At 42.4% G+C, this 22,573-nt stretch carries 14 protein-coding genes; 8 read left to right on the top strand and 6 right to left on the bottom strand.

Annotation, left to right across the window (positions count from 1 at the left end; translation table 11 throughout):
- Positions 1-13: 13 nt before the first annotated feature.
- From E2P86_RS07325 to E2P86_RS07310, 4 genes are read left to right on the top strand one after another with little or no spacing between them, the layout of a single operon-like run.
- On the top strand, positions 14-3,493 hold the full coding sequence (locus tag E2P86_RS07325; RefSeq protein ID WP_134431973.1) for a SusC/RagA family TonB-linked outer membrane protein: 3,480 nt from the start codon (positions 14-16) through the stop codon (positions 3,491-3,493).
- An 11-nt stretch (positions 3,494-3,504) separates the two neighbouring features.
- Entirely contained in the window at positions 3,505-4,878 is a 1,374-nt protein-coding gene (locus E2P86_RS07320) for a RagB/SusD family nutrient uptake outer membrane protein (protein WP_134431970.1), read from the top strand.
- A gap of 1 nt (position 4,879) precedes the next feature.
- Entirely contained in the window at positions 4,880-5,977 is a 1,098-nt protein-coding gene (locus E2P86_RS07315; protein WP_134431968.1) for a TlpA disulfide reductase family protein, read from the top strand.
- Complete coding sequence (locus E2P86_RS07310) at positions 5,967-7,121, top strand: TlpA family protein disulfide reductase (RefSeq protein ID WP_134431965.1); 1,155 nt, start codon at positions 5,967-5,969, stop codon at positions 7,119-7,121. Before E2P86_RS07315 ends, E2P86_RS07310 begins: the two co-directional genes overlap by 11 nt.
- Positions 7,122-7,187: 66 nt before the next feature.
- Here E2P86_RS07310 and E2P86_RS07305 read toward each other — a convergent pair whose 3' ends face one another.
- Both E2P86_RS07305 and E2P86_RS07300 read right to left on the bottom strand, forming a co-directional pair.
- On the bottom strand, positions 7,188-9,716 hold the full coding sequence (locus tag E2P86_RS07305) for a cation-translocating P-type ATPase (protein WP_134431962.1): 2,529 nt from the start codon (positions 9,714-9,716) through the stop codon (positions 7,188-7,190).
- 109 nt (positions 9,717-9,825) lie between these two features.
- Positions 9,826-10,344 (bottom strand): GNAT family N-acetyltransferase, encoded by a 519-nt coding sequence (locus tag E2P86_RS07300; RefSeq protein WP_166785161.1) that lies wholly within the window; start codon positions 10,342-10,344, stop codon positions 9,826-9,828.
- Positions 10,345-11,006: 662 nt separating this feature from the next.
- Here E2P86_RS07300 and E2P86_RS07295 point away from each other — a divergent pair.
- The 4 genes from E2P86_RS07295 (at position 11,007) to E2P86_RS07280 (ending at position 18,415) form a co-directional block, all read left to right on the top strand.
- On the top strand, positions 11,007-12,638 hold the full coding sequence (locus E2P86_RS07295) for an ABC-F family ATP-binding cassette domain-containing protein (protein ID WP_134431956.1): 1,632 nt from the start codon (positions 11,007-11,009) through the stop codon (positions 12,636-12,638).
- 524 nt (positions 12,639-13,162) lie between these two features.
- On the top strand, positions 13,163-16,093 hold the full coding sequence (locus E2P86_RS07290; RefSeq protein WP_134431953.1) for a SusC/RagA family TonB-linked outer membrane protein: 2,931 nt from the start codon (positions 13,163-13,165) through the stop codon (positions 16,091-16,093).
- 15 nt (positions 16,094-16,108) lie between these two features.
- Entirely contained in the window at positions 16,109-17,701 is a 1,593-nt protein-coding gene (locus E2P86_RS07285; protein WP_085472773.1) for a RagB/SusD family nutrient uptake outer membrane protein, read from the top strand.
- A gap of 132 nt (positions 17,702-17,833) precedes the next feature.
- Positions 17,834-18,415, top strand: a complete 582-nt coding sequence (locus tag E2P86_RS07280; protein WP_085472772.1) for a DUF1003 domain-containing protein — start codon at positions 17,834-17,836, stop codon at positions 18,413-18,415.
- 19 nt (positions 18,416-18,434) lie between these two features.
- On the opposite strand, the gene E2P86_RS07275 is transcribed toward E2P86_RS07280, so the two are convergent.
- The 4 genes from E2P86_RS07275 to E2P86_RS07260 all read right to left on the bottom strand — a co-directional run bounded on the left by E2P86_RS07275 (position 18,435) and on the right by E2P86_RS07260 (position 22,549).
- Entirely contained in the window at positions 18,435-19,733 is a 1,299-nt protein-coding gene (locus tag E2P86_RS07275) for a cryptochrome/photolyase family protein (protein ID WP_134431950.1), read from the bottom strand.
- Positions 19,734-19,758: 25 nt separating this feature from the next.
- On the bottom strand, positions 19,759-20,499 hold the full coding sequence (locus E2P86_RS07270; RefSeq protein WP_134431947.1) for a metallophosphoesterase family protein: 741 nt from the start codon (positions 20,497-20,499) through the stop codon (positions 19,759-19,761).
- A 91-nt stretch (positions 20,500-20,590) separates the two neighbouring features.
- Positions 20,591-21,133 (bottom strand): GNAT family N-acetyltransferase, encoded by a 543-nt coding sequence (locus tag E2P86_RS07265; protein WP_134431944.1) that lies wholly within the window; start codon positions 21,131-21,133, stop codon positions 20,591-20,593.
- A gap of 51 nt (positions 21,134-21,184) precedes the next feature.
- Complete coding sequence (locus E2P86_RS07260; protein ID WP_134431941.1) at positions 21,185-22,549, bottom strand: alpha/beta hydrolase family protein; 1,365 nt, start codon at positions 22,547-22,549, stop codon at positions 21,185-21,187.
- Positions 22,550-22,573: the final 24 nt, after the last annotated feature.

Raw genomic sequence — 22,573 nt, 5'->3', positions numbered from 1 at the left:
CTAACAATATATTATGAATCATTACATTTTAGATCGTGTCTGGAAAGGCATGAGACAACCGACTGTACGCCGTGTGGGCGTTACACTGCTCGGCTTAGCGCTCCTGCAGGATCCTTCGATCTCCTTAGCACAGGTTATCTCTATTCAGGCTAAACAAGAATCACTCAATCAGATTTTTGAAAAACTAAAAAAAGAAAACGGCTATACTTTCTTTTGGGAAGGGGAAGATTTTTCGAATATCAAAGTCAACGTTTCAACCCACGGAAATATCGAGCAGGTATTAAACCGTTTGTTTGCAGATTTGCCTTTGCAGTACACATTGCATAAGAAGACCATTGTCATTAAACGTGACACGAGTAAACAAGCACCACAACAGATTATTGTAGGCCGCGTACTGGATCCAAATGCAGCCCCCATTGCTGGCGCCTCTATCCGTTACAGTAGTTCCGGACAGTACCAAAACACCGTAACGGATGAAAAGGGGGCTTTTCAAATTAAGACCGATAAATTTCCAGTTCATGTCTTAATTACTTATGTAGGGTACCAACCTCAGGAATACAGTATCTCCTCCATAGACCAAACGGTCTTGGTGCAATTGGTAGAAAATAAAGCTGTACTCGAAGAGGTAAACGTGATCCAAACAGGTTACCAAGCCTACAACAAGGAAAACACGACAGGGGCTTATGCCGGCATGAATCGAAAAGAGATTGAAGCGCGAAATAATAATACACTGGAAGGACTACTGGAAGGATCTATTCCGGGACTAACGTTATACAAGGGACCTAACGGCGTAACCGACATGCGTGTCCGGGGCGGGAGCTCCTTACGCGCCGGAACAGAGCCACTAATGATTATCGATGGCTTTCCGTCCAAGATTATGCCTAATGTCAACGAGATCGAGAACATCACCGTCCTAAAAGATGCGGCCGCAGCAGCCGTCTGGGGTTCGCAGGCCGCCAATGGGGTCATCGTCATTACCACTAAAAAAGGGAAGAGTGGACAACATACCATTCAGTATTCCGGCAATCTGCGTGTAGCAATGCGACCAGATTACAAAGCACTAAAACGAGCCGATGCGGCCACCGTAATAGACTATGAAAAAGAGCAGTATAAAAAGGGATATATCGATCATCAAATATTTGACGGCAATTCTACCGGCTATTCCCAATCGATTGGTGCCATTTTAGATTATGATCGTGGCGACATCACGCTGGAAGAGCGCGATAGGCGCCTAGGGGCTTTGGCTCAACTGGATAACCAGGCACAAGTCAACGAGCTTCTATTACGCCCGGCGGTTAACCAAAGTCATTTTATCGGCTTATCGGGTGGTTCCGACAAGTTCCGGTACTACAGCTCCGCGAACTACCAGCACGATTTGGCGGGTACCAAAGAGACACAGCAGCAGTCCTTTAACCTAGCTAACCGGATGCAGTATGAATTGGCAAAATTTGTTAGCCTGCGCTCCAATATAGCTGTTGACTACATGTGGGGAGCCCAAGGACTCAGCAGCCTAACCGGAGAGATTCGGAATCTTCAACCGTACCAGCTGTTATTGAATGAACAAGGACAGTATATCAATAATTACTACAAGTTCAGCTCCAAAGTAAACGAACAAATAATTAAAGAAGGCTTACTTGACAACGGCATCAATATCTATGAAGAAAACCAACTGGCCAACAACAGAACCCGAAATTTTGGTATTCGCACGCTGTTTGGTCTCGACTGGAAGCTTATCGATGGGCTAAAGTTAAGCAATGACTTTGTTTATGAGCGTACGGCCGGAAACCAACGCAACATAAGCAGCAAAGAAACGTTTTACACGCGCGACTTGGTGAACAGATTTACCACTACAGACGCCACGACAAAGAAGTTGGTCAACCACATCCCCTACGGCGATGTATTCGACAATACCCATTCAACCTACCGCCGAATAGCTACACGAAACCAACTGAACTATGTCAAAAACATTCAAGAGAAACACTATATCAATGTTTTGGCAGGATTTGATATCAGCAAGAACATTGCGGATGCAAATACCCACCGACTCTTGGGCTACAATGATGACTTACTAGCCCAGCAAAATATTGAAGCCAAAACGCTAGCTGCGGGTATCACAAATTGGGACGGAAAACGACAGATCTACGATGCCGCAGGGTATAATAAACTCGAATATCGTGAGAATAGAGAATATTCCTTCTATGGCACGTTGGCATATACCTACGACAAACGTTATGCTGTAACAGGAAGTTTACGGAACGACTACTCAAATCTGTTTGGAGCAGACCCCAGCTTACGCAAAACTCCGCTCTGGAGCGTCGGCGGTAAATGGTTAATACACAATGAGCCGTTTTTCAAATCGGATCTCATTTCAGAACTGAGTGTACGTTCGACCATCGGTCTTGCCGGTAATTTTGATCGCGCAAACACAACAAGTACCTATCTTGTGGCAACACGTTTCTTCAACAATATAGCAAACGATTATGTTGCACGATTACAAACTCCCCCAAACGAGAAATTACGGTGGGAGAAATCGCGCACCTTCAATGCCGGTCTTGATATAGGCTTGTTGGATAACCGATTTGCATTGACTTTTGACTATTATAGGAAAAACAGCTATGACCTTTTAGGCACCAATGATCTCGATCCTACAGTAGGCCTTACTCAAGCGACGATCAACGCGGCTTCTTTAACAAACAATGGGGTAGAGATAGGCTTAAAAGCTGATATTATCCGTGGTATATTCAACTGGAACAGCGCGGTAAACCTTGCTTTTAATAAAAGCAAAGTGACGTCGAACAATATTACGGACTCCAACCCGGCCATCAACCGTCCGAAAAATACCGTTCCGTTCCTGGTGGGCTACGACCGTGACGCATTGTGGAGCTACCGCTGGGCAGGCTTAGATGAGAAAGGTTATCCGCAAACATACGATGCAGATAATAAACTCACTTATATTCCGGTTATCGGATCCCTGGAACACAACGGAACCACACGTCCGCTCCTAAGTGGCGGCTGGTCCAATACCTTTACGTACAAAGGATTTTACCTATCCGTGTATACCGTATTCAATACAGGTCATGTCGCACGCAAAGAAATGCCAAGTATGTATGGCTATGACTGGAATGGTGCGTACAACAATCAGATTGCTAACAGATGGCAAAAACCAGGCGACGAACTGCTGACCGACATACCGACGATACCAGAGTTGAAAGACTTAAGCGAAAATTACACCCGTGTAGCTACCTTATCGAGCAACTCCGTTTTCAATGCCTCGTTTTTACGTATTCGCGAGGTACAGTTTGGCTATACGATCAACGACCGGAAACTATTAGGACGCCTACCTTTCTCAAGTATCCGTGCCGTCGCACAGTTAAATAATGTTTACCTCTGGAAAGCCAATAAATCGGGCATTGACCCCGAAGCAATTATAGGAGGACAATACATGCTACCAGAGCCGAAAGTAATCACCTTTGGCTTAAACCTAACACTATAATTCTACGACAAATGAAAAAAATATTCACACTACTCGTAATCTCTGCCTCATTGGTTAGCTGTCAAGACTATCTTGATGTTATTCCCAAAGGCAAGTTTATCCCACAAACATTACAAGATTTTGAAGAGCTTTCATCCAACCCAAGTTATGCATCAACGGGCAATGCCACGCTGGAACGCCTATCGGATGGCATTTACCTCTCCGATGCACAGGTAAACAGCAGCATCAATACAAGTAATTCAAAAACCTACATGTGGGCTCCAGAATTTTATCTGAATACTGAAAATGATAATGGATGGAACCCGATGTATAACAATATTTACAACGCCAATATTATCTTGGAACATATCCCCAACTTTAGTGCCGAACCTCAGGATCGGGTCAACGTAGTGAAGGGCGATGCATTATGTAACCGGGCTTTTGCTTATAGCAATTTGATCCTCCTATATGCTCCGGTATATAACCCGCAAACCGCAGCGCAGGATCTGGGCGTTCCCCTGTTGACGGTTCCAGACCTGGAATCAAAACCGTCTCGTGCCACAATAAAAGAGGTATACGACCTCATCCTACGTGACTTGCAAGAAGCAATCCCACTCCTACCGCTCGAAGCAAAAAATGTATATCGCAACAACCAGACCGGAGCAAAAGCGATGTTGGCGCGGGTGCACCTCCAGATGGGAAATTACAGCGAGGCATTGCGACTCGCCAATGAAGTGTTACAGGTGAAAAGCACGCTAGTGGATTACAACACCTTTTCTTTTGTGACCCCTGCTAAACCTCACTCTGGCATTACCAACAAACCTAAACCAGAGGCGGATCCAGAAGCTTTTGCTTATCGGATCACCAATTCGGGGACTATACTGACAGGCAGTTGCATTTCTCCTGATTTATTGAGCATTATCGACAAGAAAGACTTGCGCTTTAAATTTGGTTGGTCTAACCTGGAGTTTAATGGCACACCGACCAAGGAGCCATATCCAGTATATCTTCGTAGCGAGCTCAACTACAATATCGGGGTGCCAGAAATGATGCTGATTGCAGCAGAATGCTACGCCCGTTCAGGTAAAACCAGTGAAGCTTTAACACTACTAAACAATTTACGTAAAAAACGCTTTGCCCCAGCCGACTACAAACTACTAACGGCGACAGCAGCAGAAGATGCACTTAAACTAGTCATCAACGAAAGACGTATTGAACTTTTTGGTCGCGGACAACGTTGGCTGGATATGAAGCGCTTAGATAAGGACCAACTATTTGCCCAAACATACAAACGAGCAAACACAGGAGCCGACTACACCTTGGAAAAAGGTTCCTTAAAATTTGTACAGCAGATTCCGGCAAAGGTCTTACTGATGAACACCAACATGGTTCCTAATCCGCGGTAGTATGAGCAGTATTTCTAAATTCTTCTTATGGATAGGCCTTTGTGGCCTATCCATCACCGCTACTGCACAAGAAGACTATCGTATCTCGGGTGAAGTCGTTTCGACATCTCCCCTTTCGTGGGCCTATTTGTATAAAAACGATGGAGGGCGTCAGCTATTAGACTCGGTTCTGGTGAAGGATAATAAATTCTCTTTTTCCGGCACAGTGGACAAATCTTATAGCGCCAGCATTCGTCTAAAAGGAATCCGCCGTAGTGTTGAATTTTATCTAGAAAAAGGTTCAACATATATTCGCCTTGACGAAGATTGGAAACACAATAATCTAATTATTGGCGGTACACAGAACGCTTTAAAGAAGGGTTTTGAACAAGATACAAGACAGCTTCAGGACAGCTTGATACAACTTGGACGGCAATATGAAAATGCAGATGAGGAAGGTAAAGTACAACTGGGGATTGCCATGCAAAAATGGAATAACAAAGTGGATTCGATTCGCTACAACTATATCCGATGCTATCCATCATCTATTGCTGTAATCGATTGGTGCCGTCCCTACTTTGCGGTCCTCAATTATGAACAGCTACGAAAAATATCTGCACTGTTCGATCCCCAATTAGCCTATACAGCCAGTTATAAAGAGCTCCAGTCTGCCTTGAAAGGCAAAGCAGCGACCTACCTTGTAGGAAAAAAGGCACCGGCACTGACCAGCAAAACGGCTGCTGGCAAAACGTTCAACTTAGCGCAATTGCGTGGCAAAGTAGTATTACTCGATTTTTGGGCTTCCTGGTGTGCACCATGTCGCATTGCGAACAGGAAACTGGTCAGCACGTACCAAAAATACAAAAATCAAGGCTTTGAAATCGTTTCCCTATCCATGGATGATAAAGAAAATCTATGGAAAGAAGCAATCCATAAGGATGGGATTCCATGGATACAGATTTCCGATCTAACAGGTTTTAAAGGAAATACAACAGCGGAAGCATATGCAGTTAAGCTGCTACCCTCCTTATTTCTTATTGACGAGGAAGGGCAAATTATCAAAGAACATATCCATCACGATGAACTTATTCATTTCTTAGAGACAAAATATGGTAAATAAAAAAATAATACTAGGATACATCCTGGGATTGAGTGGCATTTTTTCATACGCCGACGCACAAGAAACAAAAGTAAATATCAGTGGCCGACTGGTCGGGCTGGGAAATCAAGAGATCCATATCTTAGATGCAAACCACCAAGTTATTGGTACCACCAGCAGTAAAGAAGATCGCTTTGCGTTAACCTTACCATTGAACATAGAAGACCAACGCTTCTATGTACTGCATGTACCGGCTCTCGGTAACTTGGGACCTTCCATGAAACGACCTGCGATTTACTTCCTTACAGGAAACAAAGGTGCTGAGATCCACGCAAAAGTAGTTGATGGCAGCCTCACGGAGGAGCAAATTAGTAAGTCGGAGCCGATGCGGCTTTTCAATGAAACGTATAATAGCCTTCAATCGACTAAACTCCTGAAAAAAGCAACAGACGGTTACAATAAGGCTTTCCACGCATACAATACGGAAGCAAAAACTCCAGAAAACCTGGCTATGCTCAAGGAGGAAGGCAAAAAGATAGATTCAATTTATGGTTTACAAAAAACCGAAATTATGTCGCTTGTAAAAAAGAATCCGAACTCCATGACTTACGCGATGTTGGCGACACAATATTGTCCGCCGCGAAGTACCAAAGAAGAGCTTACGGCATTTTTAGGCCAATTTGGAGACGCATCACTAACCAAAAGCTACTATTTATTAAAGATGCAAAATGACCTACAACGTTATAGCAGAATCGAGGTCGGACAACAAGCACCTACGTTTACTGCTCCAAAATTGGATGGTCAAGAGGCATCACTGGCAGCCTTCCGTGGCAAGTATGTATTGTTGGACTTTTGGGCTTCTTGGTGTGGGCCGTGTCGCAAAGAAATGCCGCACGTAAAAGCAGCGTATGAGGAATTTAAAGATAAAAACTTTACCGTCTTTGCGCTGTCAATTGACAAAGATCGATCTGCTTGGGAAAAGGCGCTAAAAGAAGATGCGATGCCCTTTGTACATGCCATCGATCGCAAGGACGAAAGCAACGCTAACAATTTGTACATGGTAACCGCCATACCGACAAACTTCTTAATTGATCCATCAGGTAAAATCATTGCTAAAAACCTGCGCGGTGAAAAGCTACGTGAATTTCTGCAATCGGTGCTTTAAAGATCTCTTAAAAATAACGATGAATACCACGTCGCCCGCCTTCTTGCTGCGACGTGGTTTCCTTTCTTACACGCGATCCTTTTTATTACGCTCAGATGTCTTTTTAGAGCCCCTGATATACCATTTCACGACCTCAAACCACAATACAGAAAGCGCACCTACAACTAAACTAAAAAACCATTTTTCCATAGAGAGACTCGTAAAACCAAAGAAGCTTGTAAAAAAAGGAATCAAAAATAAGGACATTACCAAAAGTACAGTTGCACTGATAACAAGAGGCACCAAATTATTTTTATAGCGTAATGTATACCAAATCGAATAAAAAAACGAGCGATTGACCAAGGTTAAAAAGATATTCGCATTAATCAATGTAAGGAAAACCATACTCCGCACCTCACTCTCCGACGCACCTCTCGAAACACCCCATTGATACGTTATTAAAATACCAAGGGTAATCACCAGCCCCTGCACGACACTCACCATAAGCTCCTTTCCTTTCAGAAAAGTACGAACATAGGAACGAGGAGGTTCATTCATCGCATTTTTTTCTAACGGTTCATTCTCGAAAACAATAGAGCACGTTGGCCCCATAATCAACTCCAAGAAAATAATATGCATGGGCGTAAAAATATGGGGATATACCCACCCCAATATCAATGGAAGTAAAACCGTAAGTATAATAGGAATATGAATAGAGATTATATACTGAATGGCTTTCTTCAAATTCGAGTATATCCGCCTTCCCATCGCTATTGCGTCGACCATTCGAGAAAGATCATCTTCCACTAATATCAATGAGGCAGCCTGTTTCGCAATATCAGTTCCTTTATGTCCCATCGCAATGCCAATATGCGCTGCACGCAGAGCAGGGCCATCATTAACACCATCTCCTACCATAGACACAATATGTCCTTGTTTTTTCAACAGATTAATAATCCGCAACTTCCCTTCCGGAAACATGCGCGCAAAAACAGCCGTGTTGGACAACTGCTTAGACAGTTCCTCATCCGTCATTTCCTGTATTTGCGCCCCGATCAAACCATTTTCAACTTGTACAAGCCCGACCTGCTGCGCAATCGCTCTTGTAGTCAACAGATTATCACCCGTGATAACTTTAACTTCAATACCTGCTTTACGGAAATCGCTAAGCACTTCTCGAATATTCGCTTTGGGTGGGTCATAAAATGCAACTAAACCTACAAAGGCAAAATCAAACCCCCATTGGTCTAGTGGGAAATCGGCAGTATCCAATTCTGTACATGCGACCCCCAGTAATCGATATCCATTTGACGTCAGCTCATCCATTACTTTAGTAACCACAGCAACCTCAGCATTACTCATTTTACAAGCCGCAATAATTGCTTCCGGAGCCCCCTTAGAGGCTGCCAAAAAGCGACCATCGGGCTTCTCGTATACATGCGTCATCATGGGCGGTTGCCCACTGAGCGGGTAATCCTCCACCAATGTATAGGTATTCCGTTGATCCGTCTCCTGCTGCTCCAAATAAGCTTTATGCAGCGCCTTTTCCATTCCATCGAAAGGCATAGATTCGCTCGCCCACATCGCAACGGCGACCACCTCTGCCCCATGAGTATCAGCCTTACCCTCATAGTAAAAAATTTCCTTTTCAACAGCGGAATAAACGCCTGCCAACTGCATCTTGTTCTGTGTAAGAGTTCCTGTTTTATCTGCACAAATTACCGTGGCGCTACCCAATGTCTCCACTGTTTTCATATTCTTAACAACCACATCCACCTTCATCAGACGCCAGGCCCCCAACGCCATAAAAGAGGTAAAAGCAACAGGAATCTCTTCCGGTAGGATACTCATAGCCAATGTCAACGATTTCAATAGGCTGTCCACAAAAGACCGCGACTCGAGATAATTAATTAACAACACCGTTCCAAATACCAACGCGCCAACTAGCACCATCTTACCAACAAAGTTGTTTATCTGCACCTCTAATGGCGTTTTCTCCACTTCAATTGCCGTAATTGAAGTTCCTATTTTGCCGATCGCAGTAAAATCTCCCACCGCAGTAACTCTTGCTGTCGCTGTACCCGTCGCCACTAAAGTACCTTTAAAGATTTTGTTCTCACCGGAGGTGTTTTTAAAAACAGAAAGAGACTCCCCCGTTAAAACAGCCTCATTAACCGAAAAATCATGGAAATCCAAAACCAAAGCATCAGCAGGAATTGCGCCCCCTTCTTCCACCACCATCACATCACCCACAACCAATTCCTCGCTCTGTATATAAAACCTTTCCCCATTACGATATACCAGAGTCTTAGGCTGCGACAAATCCTTCAGATTTTCCATGGCGACCTTCGTTCGCATGTTTTGAAAAATCTCTATCGCCACCATAAATAAAATCGCAAATGCCATAAAAATTGCATCATCATACGATCGGTTAATCAAATATATACTGCAGGTTACCAATAGAAGGATGATCATAGGCTCCTTTAACAAGCCCAAAATAGTATGTAAAAAGTGCCACCTTGTCGTAGACTTCAATTGGTTGGAGCCGTGCTTTGCGCGAGATTCGATGACCTCATCGTCATGGAGCCCCAGGTAAGGTTGTTCTTTTTTACTCATAATATAACACAGGAGGTATGTACTTATTATCTTTTCAAATTAACCAACCTACGCATCATTTTGTTTTTAAAAAACAATAAATAAAAACACCTGCCAAGGCAGGTGTTTTCTACAATTCCAGAATATACATCAGTTCATCATCGACAGTCCCATCGGGCCATTGCGTTTGTTCCCTGTGTGTATAAATAAATCCATACCGCTGATTAGCCGCCATGGAAGCGTCATTACCTTGTCGATGAGACACCACCACCGCGGCACACCCCTGGGATCTGGCCCACTCAATTCTAGCTTCATAGAAAAGCCGTGACAAGCCTCTTGCACGGTGCTCCTCTTTGATAAATGTCGAATACAGAATCGCTTTGGTTGGATCATCTCGATGAAGTGCCACAGCCGTCAAACCGACGATCTCACCTTGCCTCCATAAGCCAAAAATAGCGCGCGTCGAATCTGCTAAAAAAGAAACCCAATTTTCTTGTGTATACAGCACTTCTTTCGCGTAGTTACTTCCAAACACTTCCGGGTTGGTCTGGAGGGCTTCAAGCCGGATACTTTTATAAAGCTCCCACTGCGAAGGCACCATATGTTCCAAAGTATACCTGTTGCCTGATCTTATATTTTCTGCGGACATTTGTATCGATCTGTTCTTAATAATAAAGATATACATAAATAGGTATACCTATAATGGTGAAAAGATTCAAATCGCAAAATAGAAGGTAAAATTCTCACCTTTGTATTCGAGACGATCAAAGGTGAGAATTATTATAATGTGATGGTTTTCTATAAATTATCTGATCGCTTTTCAAGTATGATCTTCCCGTCTTTTAACGATACGCCAACCAATGCAAATGGGTATTGTCTCGGGGAACACTTTGAAACTCTGATATCAGATTTATTGATTTTTAATTCTGAACCATCCTCCGTTGTAACTCTTATCTTTTTCATAGGCTTAAGAATTTATAGATGATTAAATATCTATTATTTTAATTCAAAAGCAATGCCGAAAGACTTAAAAAAATATCATTTAACATTTTTTAAACCTTTCGCAAAATTAAAGACCTTTGAAATCGATGCATTTGTATTATTTCAGCATCTTATGACCATCATAAAAATCTATCTGTTAAAAATCTTTTTTAATCGTAACTTTGCGCCCAAATACGCTTAGCTACATAGTTTGTATTGACAAAAGCCGTTTGCCTAACGTTATGCACGCCAAGCTAACAAAAGCCGACTGTTTCAAAAACAAAGAAGTAGCCGCTATAAATCAGCCAGCACAGGCTTTTAAGAATAAAAATGGTCAACGTAAACAACATCTCCGTTTCTTTTGGTGGAACGACACTTTTCAGTGATGTATCATTCTCGATCAATGAAAATGATAAAATAGCCCTTATGGGTAAAAATGGTGCAGGAAAATCCACACTATTAAAGATTATTGCGGGGGCTGGAAAGCCAACAACAGGTAATATATCAGGACCCAAAGATGCTGTAATCGCCTACTTGCCTCAGCACTTACTTACCACGGATGGCATGACTGTCTTTGAGGAGACATCTAAAGCATTTGATGAAGTATATAAAATGCGGGATGAGTTGGAAGAATTGAACGAACAGTTAAATATCAGAACCGACTACGAAACCGATGATTACATGAAGTTAATCGAGCGTGTTTCAGAATTGAGTGAAAAGTTCTATTCTATCGAAGACACCAACTACGATGCAGAGGTAGAAAAAGTATTAAAAGGTTTAGGTTTTGAGCGTGCCGATTTTAGCCGTCAGACCTCCGAATTTTCCGGTGGATGGCGCATGCGTATTGAATTAGCAAAAATCCTTCTGAAAAAACCTGATTTAATTTTATTGGATGAGCCTACCAACCACATGGATATCGAAAGTATTCAATGGTTAGAGGATTTCTTGGTCAATTCTGCAAAAGCAGTAATCGTTATTTCCCATGACCGTGCCTTTGTGGATAATATTACCAACCGTACTATTGAGGTAACGATGGGTCGCATTTACGACTATAAAGCTAAATACAGTCACTACCTAGAATTGCGCAAAGAGCGACGTCAGCACCAACTAAAAGCGTACGAAGAGCAACAGCGTTTTATCGCCGACAATCAAGAGTTTATCGATAGATTCAGAGGTACTTACTCCAAAACGCTACAGGTGCAGTCGCGGGTGAAAATGCTCGAGAAACTAGAGATTATAGAAATCGATGAGGTCGACACCTCTGCACTTCGTTTAAAATTTCCACCATCTCCACGTTCAGGACAGTATCCACTGATTGTAGAAGATCTTACGAAGGCATATGGAGATCACCTGGTGTTCGAAAAAGCCGCAATAGTGATCGAACGCGGAGAGAAAGTCGCTTTCGTTGGAAAAAATGGTGAAGGAAAGTCTACGATGATCAAGGCTATAATGGGCGAAATCGACTTTGAAGGCTCTCTTAAAGTAGGTCATAATGCAAAAATTGGTTATTTCGCACAAAATCAAGCCGCGTTATTGGACGAGGAATTAACCGTATTCGAAACCATAGATCAAATTGCCGTCGGCGATGTACGCGTTAAGATCAAAGACCTACTTGGCGCGTTTATGTTCAGCGGTGATGACACAACGAAAAAAGTAAAAGTATTATCGGGTGGTGAAAAGACGCGGTTAGCTATGATTAAGCTCTTGCTGGAGCCGGTGAACGTTTTGATTCTCGATGAGCCAACCAACCACTTGGATATGAAGACAAAAGATATTATCAAAGATGCATTACAAGACTTTGATGGTACATTGATTCTGGTTTCACACGACCGTGATTTCTTGGACGGCCTGGCGAAAAAAGTTTTTGAGTTTGGCAACAAACGTGTTCGTGAACATTTTGAAGACATCAAAGGCTTCTTAGAATACAAAAAAATGGCAAGCCTTAAGGATATTGAAAGATAAGGAGTTCGCGCCATACGGCGCGAACCTCACTTCCTCCCCCAAAAATACAAACATCAGCGCTCTTTTATACATCATTCCAACACGAATGATGTAGCGTCGCTACCAAACCTCCCCCACTCCTCCTCTCCTTCGCTAAACTGCCGCAGGCATCATAGTACGCTATACATCATTCCTACCGATAGTTTTCTTTACACGATAACGTGCAGAAAGAGCTTTTAAGATTGGAAAGAGCATTAAAACATTTCAAATTTCTACCGTCATCTCAAAACCTAAAGCTTATTAACACCCGAACACTATACAATGAGCTCACCATAGGCAAATCTTAATTTTATTTGTCTAAACAAACATAAATGAAACAAAACGAAATACAAGAACGCAAAAACAAGGTTAATAGTTTTTAAATTAAAGATTTAATAACATTACGAAAACAAATTATAACTTATATTTGCGTATTTATAAAATAAAGAATACTTTTAAAAACCAAATACCAGTCAAAAACTAATTTAAACACGTAATTATAAACTATGAGAAAACCAGTTATTGCTGCCATTTTTACTATGGCAGCGGTCACACAACTGTATGCCCAGCAAACTACAAAAGGCATCGTTAGAGACTCAAAAGGCAATCTTTTGTCTTCCATCAGTATTCTAATTAAAGGGACCAACATCGGCACAACTACCAATGACAGAGGGGAATACCAAATCCAACTACCACAAGGAAACAGAGCAACATTGATCTTCAGCGGCGTAGGCTATCATCAAACCGAAATCAATATCGAAAACAAAACAGAACTAAACGTAACATTAAATTCTGATGATATTGGTCTTGATGAAATTGTTGTTGTAGGTTTCTCCGAAGTAAACAAAAAGCACGTCGCCTCCTCGGTGGCCCAATTGGATATGGATAAGATTAAAAATCGCCCTATCTTCAAAATGCAAGACGCCTTCTCTGGAACGATGCCCGGGGTAACCATGATGCGTGGCAACAGCTTACCCGGAAGTGTACCAGGAACTATCTCTATCCGAGGAATCAGCACTTTAGGTGCTGCCGACCCTTTGGTTATTGTCGATGGTATGGAACAAAGCATCCATGATATCGATCCCAACCAAGTTAAGAGTGTAACAGTACTGAAAGATGCTGCATCTACCGCAATGTATGGTTCTCGTGGAGCAAACGGTGTAATTATTATTGAAACAGAGCGCGGACAGACGGGTCAGTTTAAAGTCAGTACCAACAATTGGTTTGCAGTCAACAAACCAATTGATCTACCCAAGTTTGTAGGGGGTGCCGAGTTTATGAAGCTTCGAAATGCAACATTACAGCAGCAAGGACAACCTCCTGTATATAGCGCAGAAGAAATTTCAGCTTTCGAAAGTGGGCAAAAGAAAGATGTGAATTGGGTCGATGAGATTATGGAACGCACCTCGACAGCGCTAAATAACAACGCGAGCGTATCCGGTGGCGGTGGTGTAGGTACCTTCAACCTCATGTTGGGCCATATTAAGGAAAACGGGCTCAACAAAATTGAAGGATCACAAAAATTCTCGGCTCGTTTTAATACCAACATCAATATTGCGGACAAATTTGTGCTTATGGCCGACTTTTACGCACATCGCTTACAAGTAAACAGACTTCTTGCGAACGATGATGGTCATGGTTTGTATAAAATTGCCTGGCGCATGAACCCTACACAGTCTATATTCTATGATATTGACCGCCCAGAGCCCTATATCTTGCACAACAACATGAATCCAGTGGCTGCTATTCAGCATGGAGGAACAAAAAATAGCATGTACGATCGGAGCACTATTAATCTTCGTCCAAAATACAATATCAATAAGAATTTGAATATCGAAGGAAACGTATCCTACATGATTAATAAATCGGCGAATAAACAAGAACGCCAGACCTATAAATTCTTTGACGAAAACAATGCGCCAGTCACCATCTGGACAAACAATGTAGAAGCCAGTCAAGGGGTTAGTGAAAGTCAGCTCACCGCACGCGGATTATTGAATTACAATAAAGATCTTCGGGACAGTCGCGATAAGGTATATCTTACTTTAGGAACAGAGGTAATGAACCTTACCTACACAGATTATAAAGAAATCAGTAAAGCTTCTTTCTTCGGGAAACTAAATTACGCTTTCGATAACCGATATATCCTGGAGTTAACCGGACGTTCTGACGGGAGTTCAAAATTTGCGCCCGGACACCGTTGGGGCTTCTTCCCTTCAGGAGCTGTAGCCTGGAACGCACATAACGAATCTTTCTTCAGCGGTCTACGAGACAGCAAGGTCATCACCAACCTTAAATTCCGTGGATCGTACGGTCTTATTGGAAATGAAAATGTAGACCCCTATCTATGGGAGGAGTCGGTAAACACCTGGGGTTGGACCATGCGTGTTCCCAACCCAAAATTCTCTTGGGAGAAGCAAAAACAATGGAATGTGGGGGTTGATATTACAGCACTCCGAGATCGCTTGACAGTAACAGCAGAAGTTTATAACAAAAACTCGTATGACTTAATTTACGATCAATTTGCAGTGCCCCCACTGACGGGTTCCAACACACTTATATCGGCCGTAAACATTGGTGAAGTGGAAAACAAAGGGTGGGAACTTTCGGCTTCGTGGTCCGACAAAAAAGGAGACTTCTCCTATACCGTAGGGGGAATGCTCTTTGATAATAAAAATAGGATGCTCAAAGCAGGACACAACGTCACAGATAGCTTAATTTTTAAAGGCAATAACAACCGTATTTGGTACAAAGGAATTCCTATTAACAACTACTATGGTTTTGAAACCAATGGGTACTTCCAAAACCAAGCTGAAATAGATGCTACACAAGCAAAGCTACCAAACACATTGCCCGGAGATATACGCTATGTAGACCGTAATGGTGACGGCATTATCAACGATCAGGACCGGACTTATCTCGCTGACCCTCTACCACACATGAATTACGCAATAAACATTACATTAAAGTATAAAAATTGGGATTTCTTTGGTTTAGGTCAAGGTATTGGGAAACGTACAGGACGTCTGATTGGTCAAGAAGCTTATCCGGTTTTTGTGGATGGAAACAGCAACAATCTGGGGGCTCCTCGGGTAGAGTATGCTAATGATTATTGGTCTGCAGAGAACCCCAACAGTCGCTTTCCTCGTCTGTGGACAGGTCCAACTACAAATACACTTTTAAGTGATGTTTGGCTTAGCAACGCGGCCTTCTTCCGCGTCAAGTCACTTCAGTTGGGATACACCTTTCCTAAGATTGGAAAAAGCTTCAAGAACTTCCGCATATATGCCAATGCACAAGATGTATTTACTTTCACAAAATGGGAAGGTTTAGATCCGGAGCGTATCGATGTAGATAGCCCATCAACCAATGATGGTAATGGTAACTATCCACGAATGGCGACATATAGTTTTGGTATCAGCACAAGTATTTATTAATTGAGAAATAAGCAAATGAAAAGATATATATTACCCCTTGTCGCAGCAGCAACCCTTTTTTCGAGCTGTGAAAAATTCTTAGATAAACGAGATCCAACAGCAACTTCTTTTGAAGAATTCTTCAACACGGAGGAAGATTTACGAAGAGTCGTGTACAGTAGTTATCTGGATGCCTTTATGGGACCTACGGAACGAAGATTACTCTTTTACATGAGTGAAGGTCGCAGCGATAACGCCTATGCCCGTATTGAGACGGATCACCACATGATTATAGCGAATGGAAACTTCACTAGTAATGCCCGTGCCTCGGAATACTATTGGACATTATTTAACAAACATGTTGGACGCATCAACACGTATCTGGCAAATATCGAGACTCCATATGTGGAAAATGAGGCCATACGTCAAAAATACAAAGCTATTCTCGAAGGGCTACGTATTTGGCATTACTTCCGTATTACCACTTACTGGGGAGACATTCCATTCGTATTAGTTCCTGTTACCCTCGAGGAAGCAACGCCTCCTGTAACAAAAAAAGAAGAAGTGCTAAATAAGCTTTTCGACATGTGTGAAGATGTCGCCAACCGCCTACCAGAGGAGGAAGGCACCACCAATGTATACATGTTTAACAAATATTCCTTTAAGACATTGGTCATGCGTTACGCGCTCCAACATGGTCGTTATGACCTAGCTGCCCGCTTGGCGAAAGAGGTTATGGATTCCGGGAAATTTCAACTCCACACCAAATATGAAGACTTGTTTAACTACAAAGCAGATAAAACAAATAAAGAATTTATCATCAAATTTGACATGGAGAGTCACAACAATACGGCGACAGCCTCTTTTGAACACCTTGCTCCCCAATACCGGACAGGCAAAGGTCAGTCTTACGTTGTCCCTTCAAAAGCGCTTGTCGACAGTTATTGGACACTACAGGGAAGACCGATTGATAAATGCCCCTTGCATACGAAAGAACAATATGAGTTAAACCCGAAATTGAATAGAGATCCGCGTTTAGCTGCAAGTATTTTCGGGCATGGCGACCTCTTCAATAAGGAAAAAATTGATATCTACGACCCGAAGGCAATCTTCTATTACCAGAACCTCCGCAGCAGCCGCACAGGTTATTGGTTTAAAAAGTTTGTGGACGAAGCGGATGCTTTCAGGACTGGAGGAAATATGCACTTTGGCCTTGCTCGTTACGCGGAAGTATTGTTAACCTATGCGGAAGCAAAGATTATGCTTAACGATGTGGATGATTTGGCAAAAAGTTGCATCAACCAAGTGCGTAAACGTGCGGGACTGGATATGACCACTGCTGACGTAACATTGGTGTCCAAAACACAAACGGAATGGATAGATCTTATACGCAACGAAAGACGTACTGAGTTTGCCGGCGAAGGCTTACGCTACGACGACATCTTACGCTGGAGACTTGCTGAGCAGGTATTAAACCAACCTTTACTGGGCCATGCGCGACTCGTAGGTGATAAAAAAGAAGTACTAAAAGTGGAAGATCGTAGGTTCCAACCACATCAATACTTATGGCCATTCCATGAAAGCAGTCTTTCTACAGAGCCTAATTTGGTACAGAATCCAGGTTATTAACGTCACTACTTCCAAAATAAGGTAGATTAGGAGGCGCCATCAAAAAATGGCGCCTCCTTTTTTCTCCAGGCAGAAGTTCTTCTTGTATCTTTAAACCTTAGTTTATATCTTTAACTCAGCAGCCTATTCATCATGAAAGAAGAACAAATAAGCAACAAAGAGATTATTGCAATGATTGAACAAAGTGACGATCATATTCGGAAACTTCATGATATAGTAAAAAAAACATTGGAGGAGGAACAACTCATCGTAAACAACCTACTCCATCCCCCAAAAGAAATGTTGTCGCGGGGGCAAGCCATATCGGATAAGGTTGCTCGTTTTGGCGGTAGCTGGAAGTTTATTATTTTGTTCACGGTCATATTGATGTTATGGATACTCTACAACACGGTTGTCGCAAAGAATGAACAATTCGACCCCTACCCTTTTATTCTGATGAATCTCGTACTCTCCTGTGTGGCAGCGCTACAAGCGCCTATCATTATGATGAGCCAAAATCGTCAAGAGGAAAAAGATAGACAACGGAGCGAAAATGATTATCTGGTAAACCTCAAAGCGGAGCTGGAGATACGAAGCCTGCACCAAAAGGTAGATGTTCTTCTGGAGGATCAAATAAAAGAATTATTCGATTCCCAGGTCGCCCATTTAAAACTACTCAAGGAACTTACCGCAAAAATCGAACGTTTAGAAAAGAAGTTACCGGAAACCAATTAAGCCGCACGTAGCCCCTACACTATTTTACGGCTAAGCTATATACCGCGACCGCTCGTTTTGAAGCTTCTTTGTGATCCACAATAGGATCAGGGTAGGCTGCTGTCCCCCACTCTGGAACCCATCGTTTAATATAGATACCCTCTTTATCGAACCTTTCTTTTTGTAGTGTAGGATTGAACACCCGGAAATAGGGAGCCGCATCACAGCCGCATCCTGCTGCCCATTGCCAATTTCCGTTATTAGCCGATAGTTCATAATCATTCAGTTTAGCGGCAAAATAAGCTTCCCCCCAACGCCAGTCAATCAAGAGATGTTTACATAAAAAGCTAGCAACTACCATCCGTACTCGATTATGCATAAATCCGGTGGTATTCAACTCGCGCATGCCCGCATCTACCATCGGATAGCCGGTCTTCCCTTCACACCAAAACTTAAACAAATTCTCCTCATTGCGCCAAGCAATGCGATCATATTTCTCTTTAAAAGCATGATTCTCCACATGGGGGAAATGGTAGAGAATTTGCATAAAAAACTCGCGCCAAATCAACTCTGAAAGCCAGGTTTGATTATATTGAAGGGCAAAAGAAACACACTTCCGTATACTAATCGTCCCAAAACGTAACGCTATACTGAGGTTTGTCGTTCCTTTGATCGCTGGAAAATCTCTTGTCGCATCATATGTCTCAATTATACGGCGATCAAGCGTTGGCTCAACGTAGGTAATATCAGTCTTACCGAAAGAAAGATCAGCAAGCGCAAGCACCGGCATGAATGGTTGTCGAAAGAAATTATCCAGTTCGAGATTCACTTCCGCATAATGAGATCCCTGTAATGTCTGCTTCCACTTTGTCGCATACGGTGTGTAGACCGTATAGGGCTCACCGTTACTTTTCACAATATTTCCTTTATCAAAAATAACCTGATCCTTATAAGCCTTGAAGCTGATTTCCTTTTCTTCAAAATAGCGAAAAACGGCGGTGTCTCGCTGAATCGCTTGCGGCTCGTAATCTCTGTTGCAATAGACGCCCTGGATCCGGTAAGAAGCATGCAGCTCCTCGAAGATATCCATCACCTTACCCTGATAAACAGATAAAGTGGTACCATATCTTTTTAACTCTTCATTAATGGCACAAATGGCTTGATGAATGTAGTCAACACGACGGTCGTTTCGATCTTCCAATCGATCCAGAATATCGGTATCAAAGATGAAAATAGGAAGCACTGGTACGCCACCCTTCAAAGCGTGATGCAAGCCTGTATTATCCGTTAAACGTAAATCTCTTCGAAACCAGAAAACAGCAACTTCTTCTTTGATCATATACTTTTAATTTGACAGGTTGGAGTTAGACTAATGCAGCCTTTTTTAATAAAAAATCACCGTAGAAATTTGGGATGTCACTCTTATAGATTGCAGAGGCCACTTCGTCAATAGCATAATTCAGTTTCACGATTTCAGCATCTATTCCTGTTTCCGTAATCTGCAATATGGTATAGGTTGCTTTTCGATCATCCTCCCTACTGCGGCCAACAGAACCACTGTTGACAAAAAGAATATCCGACTGCTCTTGGATATAGGACTGATGGGTATGTCCCATGACCAGCGTATCAACCGAACGTTCTTTCAGTACCGCTATAAGCTCGTTTTTAGAATCATCACGATACATATAGGCATCGTTGCTTTCCAGCGTAGCATGTACCAACAAGATATTCTTTATCGAAGATCCGCTCTTATAAGTCAAGGTAATGTTATACGGCAGTGCCGCCAACCATTGCTTATTATCTGCTCGAATACTCTGTTTACTCCAGTTGATCGCGATCTCGCGGTTCGCGGTTTCAATCGCATCATGATGGGCTAATGGTATAATTGGTAAATCGTATGCAATACGCTCATCGTGGTTCCCTAACAAACAAGGAATACGATGTGCCCGAATCCGATCGATTACCTCGTTTCCCCACGGGGCAAAATCAACGAGGTCACCGAGGCAATATATCTGGTCAATAGAACGATCTGAAATATCCTTTAAAACAGCTTCTAATGCTAAAAGATTACCGTGTATATCACTAATGATGGCGAGTTGTATCATCTTTATCTAAAAAAACAAAGATAAGGAATCTTATTGCTTCCTATTGTCCATTATACGACGAAGTTCAGGTAGCGATTGTTTATAAGTACTTTTAATTTTCCTTATTGATAATCGAATAGATTTCCGCATCGACAAAACGTCCTTTTTCAAAATAATAATCTCGCAAAATGCCTTCACTTTCCATACCGACCTTCTCCAAAACCCGACCAGAGGAACGATTCGCTGGATCGATAAAAGCCTCTATACGCCTTAGTTTAATCGCATTCTTTCCATAACGAACGATAGCTTCAATTGCTTCAGTCATCAAGCCTTGCCCCCAATAAGTGGGATCCAATTCGTAGCCAATTTCTGCTCGGTTATGAATCTTAGACCAGGCATGATAGCCACATGTGCCAATCACTTGATCGTCTTCGCCTTTTAACACAATCCCCCAACGCATCCCTCCTCTTTTGACATACAAATTCTTCCATAACTTCAATAAGCTACGCGCTTGTCGAATACTGGTAAACGTTTCTAAATCATAAAACTCGGTCACCGAATCTTGCGAAAAATAAGCATAAATAGCTGCGGCATCTTCATCCCGCAATTCACGCAGAATCAATCGTTGCGTTTCTATCTCAGGTAAAAATATCATAGTTAACAACTTACGTTAAAAAAACGGGATATCCAATAATTTAACCGAGGCTTAGAGCTTTTTCATCCACTCCAGGACATCGCTCATCACCTCCGGATTGAACGTTTCCTCAATCGTTACATACTCATCTACATGACCTGTTTGAGCGGTTTGAAACAAATGATTCAATTGTGGATAGCGTTTGTAAGTATGCTTCTTATTTGCAGGCAAGTACGTTTGAAAAGTAGCAATATTCGCTTCCGAACGCACCTGAACATCCTTGTCTCCATTAAGCACCAACATCGGTACTTTCACTTCAGACAAATAATTTTTTGGTTGTAATTTCAGGAACGTCAAATACCAAGGCATAAATAAAGGCTGTAAGCTAGCGGTATCTTCTTTGGTCAATTTTTCCACACCATTAAACTCCTCAATTAGATCCTCCATTTTGGCCCGTGCCTGATTATAAGTATTCTCGGCTGCCATCGCATCCAGCATCGACATATAGAATTGTTTCTTGCTCGCTGATGCCCCTTTTAACCCAAGCTCCATCAACTGTTGCCCCAGTAACTCGCGGCCTGAAATAGCCATCCCAGCCAAACTAACCACAAATTTCACATCTGGATTTCTCGCCGCAATAATGGGACCTATCACACCACCTTCACTATGGCCAATTATACCAAGTTTATTACCATCAACCTCCGGCTGACTCTTAAGATACGCTAGTAATTTCTCCGCATTATCTGCCGCTGTTAATGTCGTTAAACTGCCGACATCACCTACAGATTCTCCTGTTCCGAGGTCATCATACCGCAGCACAACAACTCCATTTCGAGTAAGATAATCCGCCAAAACTAGGAATGGCTTATGCTCAAACAGTTCCGAATTACGATTCTGTTGTCCAGAACCGTTCACGAGGATAACGGCGGGATACTTTCCTTCCCCCTTAGGGCTTGTTATGGTACCAGCCTGCGTCGTCCCTTCATCTGTAATCTTAAAATCACGACTTAAATAAGGAAAGGGTGCTTTCGGTTCTTGTGGGCGTACACGTGCAGGCGGTAAACTAACCATTTCGGTTCCTTCCTTTCGCTTGAACAAGACCTTTGCTTCAAAACCATTTTGAAAGTAAACCGTATGTAACACGCTATCCGAACTAAATCGTCCGGCTATTTTTATACCACTTGGTCCCTTTAAGGAGACACTATCTCCCACAAGGCTAATATCCAAAGGCAAATTAAGTGCATTCTGGCTTGGCACATCTAAAGCACCTTTCCAGGTACCTTCAACTTTTTGGAGTTGGATAACCATCGGAATGATGGTACCCATTGCATCTAAATCACCATGCCAGCGCCCCGCATAATTCTGAGCGGTAACGGCGTGTGTAAATAGGAAAAAGGATAAACAAGCAAATAGAAATTTCGATGCACTAAAAGTCATATAAGTGTATTTTGGTAAGTACCC

Source organism: Sphingobacterium psychroaquaticum (assembly GCF_004421025.1).
Taxonomy (GTDB): Bacteria; Bacteroidota; Bacteroidia; order Sphingobacteriales; family Sphingobacteriaceae; genus Sphingobacterium; species Sphingobacterium psychroaquaticum.
This window is presented reverse-complemented; position numbering and strand designations above follow the sequence as displayed.